9 protein-coding genes and 5 tRNA genes are annotated in these 10,927 nt (G+C 36.2%); 8 read left to right on the top strand and 6 right to left on the bottom strand.

Annotated features, from left to right (window positions below):
• The first annotated feature begins 23 nt into the window (after positions 1-23).
• Together MPR_RS16590 and MPR_RS16585 are read left to right on the top strand one after the other, a co-directional pair.
• Complete coding sequence (locus MPR_RS16590) at positions 24-1,265, top strand: metallophosphoesterase (RefSeq protein ID WP_041894503.1); 1,242 nt, start codon at positions 24-26, stop codon at positions 1,263-1,265.
• A gap of 68 nt (positions 1,266-1,333) precedes the next feature.
• Complete coding sequence (locus tag MPR_RS16585) at positions 1,334-1,627, top strand: thioredoxin family protein (RefSeq protein ID WP_006259726.1); 294 nt, start codon at positions 1,334-1,336, stop codon at positions 1,625-1,627.
• Here MPR_RS16585 and MPR_RS16580 read toward each other — a convergent pair.
• The 5 genes from MPR_RS16580 to MPR_RS16560 all read right to left on the bottom strand — a co-directional run bounded on the left by MPR_RS16580 (position 1,622) and on the right by MPR_RS16560 (position 8,517).
• On the bottom strand, positions 1,622-2,251 hold the full coding sequence (locus MPR_RS16580) for a polysaccharide deacetylase family protein (protein WP_041894502.1): 630 nt from the start codon (positions 2,249-2,251) through the stop codon (positions 1,622-1,624). The two genes, MPR_RS16585 and MPR_RS16580, sit on opposite strands and share 6 nt — an antisense overlap.
• A 74-nt stretch (positions 2,252-2,325) precedes the next feature.
• A complete protein-coding gene (locus MPR_RS16575; RefSeq protein WP_041894499.1) occupies positions 2,326-3,735 on the bottom strand; it encodes an efflux transporter outer membrane subunit in 1,410 nt (469 codons plus the stop codon).
• 1 nt (position 3,736) lies between these two features.
• Positions 3,737-6,877 (bottom strand): efflux RND transporter permease subunit, encoded by a 3,141-nt coding sequence (locus MPR_RS16570; RefSeq protein ID WP_041894496.1) that lies wholly within the window; start codon positions 6,875-6,877, stop codon positions 3,737-3,739.
• 3 nt (positions 6,878-6,880) lie between these two features.
• Entirely contained in the window at positions 6,881-8,035 is a 1,155-nt protein-coding gene (locus MPR_RS16565; RefSeq protein WP_041894495.1) for an efflux RND transporter periplasmic adaptor subunit, read from the bottom strand.
• Between the two features lie 8 nt (positions 8,036-8,043).
• On the bottom strand, positions 8,044-8,517 hold the full coding sequence (locus MPR_RS16560; RefSeq protein WP_041894493.1) for a GbsR/MarR family transcriptional regulator: 474 nt from the start codon (positions 8,515-8,517) through the stop codon (positions 8,044-8,046).
• 242 nt (positions 8,518-8,759) lie between these two features.
• On the opposite strand from MPR_RS16560, the gene MPR_RS16555 reads away from it, so the two are divergent.
• The 5 genes from MPR_RS16555 to MPR_RS16535 all read left to right on the top strand — a co-directional run bounded on the left by MPR_RS16555 (position 8,760) and on the right by MPR_RS16535 (position 9,272).
• A tRNA-Gly gene (locus MPR_RS16555) sits at positions 8,760-8,832 on the top strand.
• 37 nt (positions 8,833-8,869) lie between these two features.
• Positions 8,870-8,942, top strand: a tRNA-Gly gene (locus tag MPR_RS16550).
• A 37-nt stretch (positions 8,943-8,979) separates the two neighbouring features.
• A tRNA-Gly gene (locus tag MPR_RS16545) sits at positions 8,980-9,052 on the top strand.
• A 37-nt stretch (positions 9,053-9,089) separates the two neighbouring features.
• A tRNA-Gly gene (locus MPR_RS16540) sits at positions 9,090-9,162 on the top strand.
• Between the two features lie 37 nt (positions 9,163-9,199).
• Positions 9,200-9,272: transfer RNA gene (locus MPR_RS16535), tRNA-Gly, on the top strand.
• Between the two features lie 40 nt (positions 9,273-9,312).
• Here the strand turns inward: MPR_RS16535 and pepE are convergent.
• Positions 9,313-10,065: a dipeptidase PepE gene (gene pepE / locus MPR_RS16530; RefSeq protein ID WP_041894492.1), complete on the bottom strand. Its 753-nt coding sequence runs from the start codon at positions 10,063-10,065 to the stop codon at positions 9,313-9,315.
• Positions 10,066-10,110: 45 nt separating this feature from the next.
• On the opposite strand from pepE, the gene MPR_RS16525 reads away from it, so the two are divergent.
• On the top strand, positions 10,111-10,863 hold the full coding sequence (locus MPR_RS16525) for a hypothetical protein (RefSeq protein WP_041894490.1): 753 nt from the start codon (positions 10,111-10,113) through the stop codon (positions 10,861-10,863).
• The last annotated feature ends 64 nt before the right edge of the window (positions 10,864-10,927 follow it).

Below are 10,927 nucleotides of genomic sequence, written 5' to 3'. Positions count from 1 at the left end.
TTTGTTATTTATAGATTATTGAAATGGGGAGATTTATAGTATTACTGTTAGTATTTATTATAATAGAGTTTTATTGTTTCCAGGCCGTTCGTCAGGTGACTAAAAATAAGCTAATGAGATGGGGCTATGTGGTGGTCTCTTTATTGGGTATTATATATATTATATATGGTTTTTCACAGTTTGATCGCAATCACGCTAGGAATCATCAGTCGCTAGTAGCAGGAGCTTTAGTTATCTTATTCTATTTGCCTAAAGCGATTATTACCATATTACTAATTACTGAGGATGTAGTAAGAATAGGTAGAGGTATCTGGAATTATAGTAAAGGCGTTAAAGTAAAGAAAGAGGATATAGAATCTTTCGTGCCAGGGCGAAGAAAGTTTGTATCTCATCTTGCTTTTGGGATAGCGTCTATACCTTTTATCTCTGTGCTACACGGTATCACGATAGGTAGATATAAATTTGAGGTTAGAAAGAATATTATAGAGTTTGAGGATTTGCCAGAGGCGTTTGATGGATTTAAGTTTACTCATATTTCTGATATACACAGTGGGAGTTTTGACAATGAAGAGAAGATTAGATATGCAGTAGAGTTAATTAATAGTCAAGAATCAGATGCACTGTTATTTACTGGAGACTTAGTGAATAGTCTAGCAGATGAGATGATTCCGTGGTATGATGTGTTCAATAAAATACGCCATTATAAGTATGGGAAATACTCTATATTAGGAAATCATGATTATGGAGATTATGCACATTGGGATACAGAAGAAGAGAGACAAAAGAACTTTAAGGGTATCTGTGAAATCAGTCCAAAGTTAGGTTTCAGATTATTGAGAAATGAGCATGTGTGGTTTGAGAAAGATGGTCAACGTATAGCAGTGGTAGGAGTAGAGAACTGGGGAGTACGTGGACACTTTCAGAAACTAGGAGATTTAGATAAGTCTACAGAAGGAGTGAGCTCTAAAGACTTTAAGATCTTAATGAGTCATGATCCATCACACTGGGAAGCTAAGATATTAGAACATAAAAAGAACTTTCAGTTGACTTTAGCAGGTCATACACATGGTAGTCAGTTCGGTATAGAGATACCTGGATTTATAAAATGGAGTCCTATACAGTACGTGTATAAGCAGTGGGCAGGACTTTATGAGAAGATGGGTAAGTATATTTATGTAAATAGAGGATTTGGATATCATGCTTATCAAGGACGTACAGGAATCTGGCCAGAGATCACAGTGATAGAATTAAGGCGAAAAAAGTAAAGAATATTGCTAAAAAGTGATATTTTTGTATATTAAAAGAAGTTTATAGTAAAGTTAATTTATATTATATGTCAAAATTCGGAGAGTTAGTAACAGCAGATGTTCCTGTTTTAATCCACTTTTATGCACAGTGGAACGAAGCATGTACTACTATGAATCCTGTCTTAATCGATGTGGCGGCAGCCATGGGGGATAGGTTGCGTATAGTAAAAATAGATGTTGAGAAAAATGGTGAATTAGTAGAGGCTTTAAGAATAAAGCAAGTGCCTACTATGATGCTGTATAAAAGAGGTAGTATGATCTGGCGCCAAAGTGGTGTTATGGATGCAAACTCTCTTATCAATGTCACTAAGACACTATAACGTAGAGAAGGTATACCCTTTAGATAATAAGTAGTCGATAGTCTTAGGTAAGGCATAGTATAAATTATGACTAGCCTTGATACTATCATGAAATACAATAATACTTCCAGGAGCCATATTCTTTATGGCTCTTTTATAACATTGTTCAGGAGTGGTGTTCTTATCATAATCTTTGGTAAGATTTGACCACATGATGATCTCATATCCTTCAGATATTACAGTTTTAGCTTGTTGCTTTTTTATTTTACCATAAGGAGGTCTGAATAGGCGTGTTCTGTTCTCAAAGCTAGTGTGTTTAGACATTTCTTCCGTTGATAAGTAAAAATTGTTTATATATACTTCATTTGCATTTTTCCATCCATTTAAGTGATTAAAAGTATGGTTTCCTACCTGATGTCCTTCTTGTAAGATTCTATTGAATATAGCAGGGTGTTTTCTTACATTATCACCTATGCAGAAGAATGTAGCTTTTACCTGATACTGCTTCAGTATATCTAATACCCATTCTGTGACTTCGGGTATAGGGCCATCGTCAAAAGTTAAGTAAATGTGCTTTTGAGTATTTGGCCTTTTCCAAGTGTATTTTGGAAAAAGAAGAGGAAGAAGTAATCTAGAGATATTCATAAGTCAAATGTATAAAAAAAGAGTAGTTAACTAAATAACTACTCTCTTTTAATGAATAACAATTAACTATAAAATTATTTTATACCACCTCCGACAGCTCTATAAAGCTGTACGATAGAGGTAAGTTGTGCTAATTCTGTATTAATGTAACTTAATTCTGCAGCAAGTGCACTCTCTCTAGCTGTCAATACATCTAGGTAGTTAGCCATACCTTGTACTAATAACTCTTCTGAGTATTCAGTAGCTAGGTTATATGCTTCGTATTCTTGCTTTTTAAGTTTTAACTTATCTGAAGAACTATGGTAAGTATACAATGCATCAGAAACTTCTTTTGATGCATTAAGAATAGATAGTTTATAACTTAGGTAAGCAGATTCTTGTTTTGCTTTAGCTACTTCATGTGCCGTTCTAACTTTTCTACCATTTAATAAAGGTTGAGTTAAACCACCGATGAAGTTTGCAAATAGAGAGCTTGTATTGAATAAGTTATCAAAATCTAAACTCTGTAAACCACCATTAGCTGTAAGTCTGAAAGCAGGATAGAAGTTCGCTCTAGAAACATTAGTCATTTCAAAAGCGTTAATTAATCCATACTCAGCAGCTCTTACATCAGGTCTATTGCTTAATAATTGAAGTGGAACACCAACAGAAAGGTCTGCATTAAGTTTTTGACTCTTAAGTTCTCCTCTAGTGATCGTACCAGGATTATTACCTAATAGAATACTGAATGCGTTCTCTGTTAGTTTGATATTGTTTTCAAGATCAACTAAAAGAGCTTTTGCATTGAATAACTGTGCTTGAGTTTGCTTAACAGCTACCTCATTCACTTGTCCAGATTCTTTTAAAGCTTCAATTGTTTCTAAACTGTTAGTTCTGTTTACGATAGTTTGTTCTGTTACACGTTTTTGTTCATCTAAAGCTACTAATTGAAAATACGTTGTAGCGATAGTAGAGATTAACTGAGTTTTTACAGCCTGGTGAGCAGAAAGAGTTTGTAGGTAACTAGCACCTGCAGCTCTTTTATCACTTCTGATTTTACCCCATACATCTAGTTCCCAAGAGAACTGTCCTGTAACATCATACATGTCATTTTTAACTCTAGTATCTCCGAAAGCGATTCCTTGAGGTCCGTTTTTAGATAATACTGAGTGAGTATAGTTAGCACCTAGGTTTAATGTAGGAGCGTATCCCCATTTACCTTGTTGCATATAAGCGTGAGCAGCATTGATATTCTCTAATGCGATTCTGATATCTAAGTTGTTCTCTAATCCGTGTTCAATGTATTGAATAAGCGTTTGATCAGAGAATAGCTCTTTCCATGACATATTTGCCATAGAAAGAGTATCTTGAGATATGTTATCAGTACGGAATTGCGCTTCGTTAGTTACTTCAGGTCTCTCGTAATTCTTAGATACGATACAAGACTGCATAGTAACAGCTAAAACAGCAATAGGTAAAGCTCTATATAAAGTTTGTTTTTTCATATTATTCTGACTTGTGCTCTACGAATTTAATCGGTTTAATTTTTTCTTGTATGTACTGGAAGATAGCGTAAAGTACTGGGATTACGAATACTCCAAGTATAGTACCAATCAATAGACCAAATGCCGCACCAGTACCAATAGATCTGTTACCTACATCTCCAACACCTTTAGCGAATACTAATGGCATCATACCTAAAATGAAGGCAAAAGAGGTCATTAAGATCGGTCTTAGACGAGCTTTAGCACCGTTGATTGCAGACTCTGCTATCGACTCTCCATGCTGACGTCTCTGTAAAGCGAACTCCACAATAAGAATAGCATTCTTAGCAAGAAGCCCGACCAGCATCACCAGTGCAATCTGGAAGTAAATATTGTTTTCTAATCCTGCATATTTCTGTGCGATGAACGCTCCCATGATACCAGTAGGTAATGATAAGATTACAGCCAATGGTAATAAGTAACTTTCATACTGAGCAGATAATAAGAAGTAAACGAAAATAATACATAAAGCAAAGATCATCACAGTTTGGTTACCAGAGCTAATCTCTTCACGAGATAGACCTGTAAAGTCAATACCGTAATCAGTGCTCAATGTTTGAGCAGCTACTTCTTGTACCGCTTTAATTGCATCTCCAGAACTGTATCCTGGTTTAGGAGCTCCTGTGATATTCGAAGATGTAAATAAGTTATAACGGTTCACTGACTGTGGACCATATACTTTTTTCAAATCAACAAACTGAGTTACTGGAGCCATTTCTCCTGAAGCAGTTCTTACATAAATCTCGTTTAAGCTATTTTTGTCTGATCTGTACTCAGGTAAAGACTGTACCATTACACGGTATTGTTTACCAAAACGAGTAAAGTCAGCTGCATAGATACCTCCGATATACCCTTGAAGAGCAGAGAAAATATCACTTACTAATACTCCTGATTCTTTTGCACGAGGAATATTAAGATCTAATTCATACTGAGCATAGTTCGTATTAAATGATGATTGAGCATATAAGATTTCAGGACGTTGCATTAATGCACCTAAGTACTCTTTTGATTTTTGGTCAAAGTCAGTAAGCGCACCTCCAGTTTTATCTAATAATTTCATCTCAAAACCTGAAGACATACCGAAACCAGGTATACTTGGCGGTTGGAAGAAAATCATTCTAGCATCTTGGAACTGTGTAGCAGCGATACCAAACAGTTTACCAATGATTGCATCAGTAGCTAATTCTGGTGTAGTTCTATCTTTAAAGTCATCTAACTTAATCATCGCCATACCGTAGTTAGAACCTTGTCCGTTGATGAATGAGAATCCTGATACGATAGTTACCCCTTCTACTCCTGGGATTTGCTGTACTACTTTAGAGAACTGTTGTTGTAAACTCGTTACACGGTCTTGAGAAGCACCTGCAGGTAATTCGATATTACCCATGATGAATCCACGGTCTTCGTTAGGTACGAATCCACTAGGCATTGTTTTAGCAGCATAATATGTGATACCTAAACACGCAAGTAAGATTGCAAACGTAGTCCATTTATGTTTTAATAAGAACTTAAATGAGTTACCGTATTTGTGAGTTAATTTGTTGAAAGCAACGTTGAATGCATCAAAGAAGCGTTGAACAAAGTTTCTTTTCTTTCCTTCGTGGTGATCATGTTGTCTTAAGAATAAAGCACATAATGCTGGACTCAATGTCAAGGCATTAACAGCCGAGATTAAGATCGCAACAATAAGTGTAATACCAAACTGCTTATAGAATACTCCCGTAGGACCTGGAATAAAGGTTACAGGTATAAATACAGCAGACATTACTAATGTAATCGAGATAATAGCACCTGAGATTTCACTCATGGTGTTTAAACTCGCTTCTTTTGCATCTTGGCCTGTCTCTTCCATTTTCGCGTGCACGGCCTCTACCACTACGATGGCATCATCTACCACAATACCAATGGCCAGTACAAGAGCAAACAGTGTTAACAAGTTAATTGAGAACCCGAATACACTTAGGAAGAAGAATGTACCTACAATAGCAACTGGTACAGCAATCAAAGGAATTAACGTAGAACGGAAATCCTGTAAGAAGATATATACCACTACGAATACTAGTAAGAATGCTTCTATAAGTGTACTGATTACTTTACTAATAGATGCATCTAAGAATTCGTTCGTATCCATCAGTACTGTATAGTTAATACCATCAGGGAACGTAGTCTTCATATTCTCAAGTTCAGTATGTAAGTTCTGAATAATTTCTTGAGCGTTAGAACCAGGTGTTTGGTAGATAGCCATTGCTACTGCAGGGTTACCATTTTGTTCAGAACTACCTACGTAAGACATTGCGCCTAATTCTATTTTAGCTACATCTTTAAGGTATAGTACTTGTCCATTACCCAATGACTTTACTACGATATTTTCGTATTGGTCTTGAGTTTTATATTTACCACTATATTTAATTACATATTGGAATGCTTCAGCATTGTTTTCACCTAATTGACCAGCAGCAGCCTCTAAACTTTGTTCGTTTAGTACTCTTACTACGTCAGAAGGAACTAATCCATAAGCTTTCATCTTAGCTGGATCAATCCAAATACGCATAGAATAGTTACGAGAACCAAATGCTGTTGCATCTCCAACACCACTTACACGTTTAAGTACAGGAATAACGTTAATATTCATGTAGTTTTGGATGTAGATAGCATCGTAGTTAGGACTTGTCGAATAGAAAGACAAGAACATTAATGCACTCGTTTGTTGTTTCTGAGTAGTTACCCCTGAACGTGTTACCTCTGCAGGTAAAAGTGGTGTAGCACGTGCCACACGGTTTTGTACGTTTACAGCAGCGATATCTGGGTCAACTCCTTGTTTAAACACAACTTGTATACTAGCACTACCATCATTCGATGCTGTAGAGGTAATATAGTCCATGTTTTCAACCCCGTTCACCTGTTCTTCGATAGGAATAACTACAGATTGCATTACTGTCTCAGCATTCGCTCCAGGATATGAAGCTGCAATCTGTACAGTAGGAGGAGCAATATCTGGGTATTGCGTCACTGGAAGTACTGTTAAGCCCAGTACCCCTAGTATTACTATAAGTATAGAAATAACTGTAGATAGTACAGGTCTTTCAATAAATGTTTTTAACATACTTTAGAATGTTGATTTGATGTCTTCGTTAATTTTTTCAAATTTCTCTGGTACTGGAGTAATTGGTGATCCACTACGTAATGTACCTAATCCAGTTCCAATGATTTTTTCTCCTTTTTTGACACCTTCTTTTACGATTGCCAACTTATTGATTCTATCGATTACTTCGATCTTAGTAGCCTTAGCTGTATCGTTTGCCACAGTATACACATATACTTGACCTTGTTGTTCGAATGTAGCTGATTCAGGAACTACTAATACATTAGTATATTCATTAGGAAGTAATAATGTACCACTATTACCATTTGCTAGCAATCTGTTAGGGTTATTAAAAGCAGCTCTTAACTGTACTGTTCCAGTAGTTGGATTAATCTGCCCTGAGATAGTTTCGATCTTTCCTGCTTGCTCATATATTTGTCCATTAGCTAACTGTAATTTTACAGTAGGTAAGTGACTTAATTTTTCTTTTAATGATTTTCCTTCTATTTTCTCTAAGAAATCGAAGTACTCTTTTTCATTAAGAGTAAAGTAAGCAAACACATCACTGTCGTCTGATACTACAGTTAATGGTTGAGGGTCACTTGGACTAACAAGTGCTCCTTCACGGAAGTTAATTTGTCCTACAATACCGTCAATAGGGCTTTTTACTACAGCGTAGTCAATATTAGCAACTATACTTTTGTGTTGTGCCTTAGCATTAGCTACTTGGCTTTTTGCACTAGCTAAGTTAGCTTCAGCAGTTTCTAACTGGATTTTACTGATAATCCCTTTGTTTACTAAAGGCACCAATTTGTCAACGTTTACTTGAGCAACATTTACTTGAGCTTCAGCTGTTCTGATTGCTGCTTTAGCTGCATCAGCACTTTCGTTTAAAGTGTTAGTCTCAAGTCTGAATAGAGGTTGTCCTTTTCTAACGATAGCCCCTTCGTCTACATAAACTTCTTGAATGTATCCAGCTATTTTAGCACGAACGCTACTAGCAACTTTCCCTTGAATGTTAGTTGGGTAGTTTTTATAACCTGTTACATTTTGAGTAGGTACTTCGATTACTTTGTAAGGTAATGCTTGAGGCCCTCCTTGTTGTTGATCTTTGTTTCCGCATGACGCTACAGTGATAGCGATTGCAGCGAAAGTGATCGATTGTAAATAACGTTTCATATAATTACTTAATTTGTACTTTTTAATTTTTCTATTGTATCTGCTAAATGGTTTTTACTTTTTGATAAATGCTCTATATAAAGTTCTACTTTATTATTGCAATTGTCTGTTTTTAAAATACCTTCCTCAACGAATTTACGCATTTTAAGACATAATGCATGCTCGCGTTCTAATACATCCCTGATTATTTGTAATCTAAGAGTCATGTAGTTAGGATTTAGTCTGAAGTATCTCTTTCTTTCGTCAATCTTGTTGAAATGCTCAATCTGATTATTTGAGATCAGTAGATTTAAACTTGTAGAAACAGAACTTTTACTTGCATTTAATTTTTCAACTAATTCATCAAAAGTCACGCCATCTCTGTTATTATTAAACATAATATATGTATAAATCTGTGCAGTCAATGGTGAGAAATGGTGCACCAGTTCATGGTGAGCGCAACAATCTTGGAATAAGTCTACTAAATCTTGGTCGTATTGCATTTTACTTTAATGTTTTGAGAGAGGCAAATATACAGTTAGTTTTGTAATTACCGAACCAACCAAACTTAAAAGTTTCTTAATTATTTATATGGCGTCTATATAAGGTGTTTTTTATAGGGTATTCATTTTTGCATCTATTTGATATTATGATAGAAAACATTTAGTTGTAGAATTATTTTAAAAAAATCAACAAAAATGCTTGCATCAAAATTAAAAATAGCATTATATTTGCATCCACAAAAGCGGAAGTAGCTCAGTTGGTAGAGCTCCAGCCTTCCAAGCTGGTTGTCGCGAGTTCGAGCCTCGTCTTCCGCTCTGCAAACCTGATGTAGGTTTTAAAATAACATCGTCTGCGGAAGTAGCTCAGTTGGTAGAGCTCCAGCCTTCCAAGCTGGTTGTCGCGAGTTCGAGCCTCGTCTTCCGCTCTATAAACCCGGTGTAGGTTTTAAGATAACATCGTCTGCGGAAGTAGCTCAGTTGGTAGAGCTCCAGCCTTCCAAGCTGGTTGTCGCGAGTTCGAGCCTCGTCTTCCGCTCTATAAACCCGGTGTAGGTTTTAAGATAACATCGTCTGCGGAAGTAGCTCAGTTGGTAGAGCTCCAGCCTTCCAAGCTGGTTGTCGCGAGTTCGAGCCTCGTCTTCCGCTCTATAAACCCGATGTAGGTTTTAAAATAACATCATCTGCGGAAGTAGCTCAGTTGGTAGAGCTCCAGCCTTCCAAGCTGGTTGTCGCGAGTTCGAGCCTCGTCTTCCGCTCTATAAAAAAAGCCCTAACATTTGTTAGGGCTTTTTTTGTTTAGTTAAGATGGCTTAAGTCTGTATTCGTTTTTACTTCGTAAGCTTCTTTATTTTGTTCAAATATTCTAGCGTCTAATTCACCTTTTAGCGTGATTTGGTCTCCTTTTACTTCTAACCAACTACCTTCTCTAAGTCCTACTACAGGTTGTGTATTAAAAGCGTGGAACTCATTGATACGTGTTTCTCTGGTTTCTCCCATGTGAGTAGAGCCTTCGATCGGATCTAGATAATGAGGGTTTAGATTAAAGGGTACAAAACCAAATGTCTTGAATGAAGGTGGGTATACGATAGGCATATCATTAGTCGTTTCCATTGTAAGCCCACAGATATTACTTCCTGCACTACATCCTAGATATGGAGTTCCATTATTTACTACATCTATTACCGTATTAAGAACATTGTTTTTATAGAGTTGTTGTACCAATAAGAAGGTGTTTCCTCCTCCTGTGAAGATTCCCTCTGCTTGTTGTACAGCTTCTACAGGGTTAGTGTACTCATGTATTCCTTTGACATCAATATTGATAGTAGCAAAAGCGGTTCTTACTTTTTCTGTATATTGATCATGCGTGATGCCTCCTGGACGTGCATAAGGGATAAACAATAAAGTAGATATGTTCTTAAAATGTTCTTTTAAAGTTGGTAATAAGTACTCTAGATAAGTTCCATTATATATGGTAGAAGTACTCGCAATAATTAGATTTTTCATGTGGATAAATAATTTTTGTAAAAATAAGTCGTTTAAATAGAACATTTGCCTTTTCACCTGCAAATGTTCACCTAACTAAAAAACACTATCATGAACCATGCTCAAAACGCCTTGAGTATAATCCTGCTTATGATAAGCAGTATTTGTTTTGCTCAGGACTCCCCATCCGTTCTTAATGGAAAGATTGTGACTAGAGACGGAATATTTGAAGGAATAGTTATTCTAAATACTTCAAAAGAGATTTCTGTACTATCTGATAACAAAGGGTATTTCTCTATCCGTAGTCACGTTAATGATACGATAAGATTTATCAGCCCTAATCATACAGAATATCAGTATGTAGTCAACGAATTTGATATCAAGCGTAGCCCTGTGCTATTTCCTCTAGAACCTCTATACAGTATCAATAGACTTGACGAGATTGTCATCACGAAGATAGATAGTGATGCACTAGGCTTTACAGATAAGTATACAAGGAGGTATACTCCTGCAGAACGCAAGCTTAGAACTGCTAAAACTGGGGGAGGAATGATCCCAGTAGACCCCTTTATCAATATGTTGTCAGGGAGAATGAGTATGCTAAAGAAGAACCTAGCTTATGAGAAGACAGACCACAGAGTAGAGAAGCTGTTAGAGACAATTACGAATGAGCGATTAGTAGATTATTATCAGATACCTGTAGATTATGTAGAAGGATTTGCGTATTATGCAGTAACAAAAGAAGGAATCAAAGATTTGCTTAATGCTACAATAGTTGATCTAAAAGAATTAGAAAGAGATCTAACGCCTGTGGTGTTTGAGTTTTTAGAAATGATTAAAAATAAAAAAGGAGAAGAAATATAATAGGTATAATATGCCTTATTTAGGATTGTATAAATAAGGTGGTTATTGTAGAATATTATCTTCT

This window comes from Myroides profundi (assembly GCF_000833025.1).
GTDB lineage: Bacteria > Bacteroidota > Bacteroidia > Flavobacteriales > Flavobacteriaceae > Flavobacterium > Flavobacterium profundi_A.
This window is presented reverse-complemented; position numbering and strand designations above follow the sequence as displayed.

Coding starts and splice junctions, on each gene's coding strand:
- MPR_RS16590 (WP_041894503.1), top strand. CDS start 24: ATGGGGAGATTTATAGTATTACTGTTAGTATTTATTATAATAGAGTTT.
- MPR_RS16585 (WP_006259726.1), top strand. CDS start 1,334: ATGTCAAAATTCGGAGAGTTAGTAACAGCAGATGTTCCTGTTTTAATC.
- MPR_RS16580 (WP_041894502.1), bottom strand. CDS start 2,251: ATGAATATCTCTAGATTACTTCTTCCTCTTCTTTTTCCAAAATACACT.
- MPR_RS16575 (WP_041894499.1), bottom strand. CDS start 3,735: ATGAAAAAACAAACTTTATATAGAGCTTTACCTATTGCTGTTTTAGCT.
- MPR_RS16570 (WP_041894496.1), bottom strand. CDS start 6,877: ATGTTAAAAACATTTATTGAAAGACCTGTACTATCTACAGTTATTTCT.
- MPR_RS16565 (WP_041894495.1), bottom strand. CDS start 8,035: ATGAAACGTTATTTACAATCGATCACTTTCGCTGCAATCGCTATCACT.
- MPR_RS16560 (WP_041894493.1), bottom strand. CDS start 8,517: ATGCAATACGACCAAGATTTAGTAGACTTATTCCAAGATTGTTGCGCT.
- pepE (WP_041894492.1), bottom strand. CDS start 10,065: ATGTTCTATTTAAACGACTTATTTTTACAAAAATTATTTATCCACATG.
- MPR_RS16525 (WP_041894490.1), top strand. CDS start 10,111: ATGAACCATGCTCAAAACGCCTTGAGTATAATCCTGCTTATGATAAGC.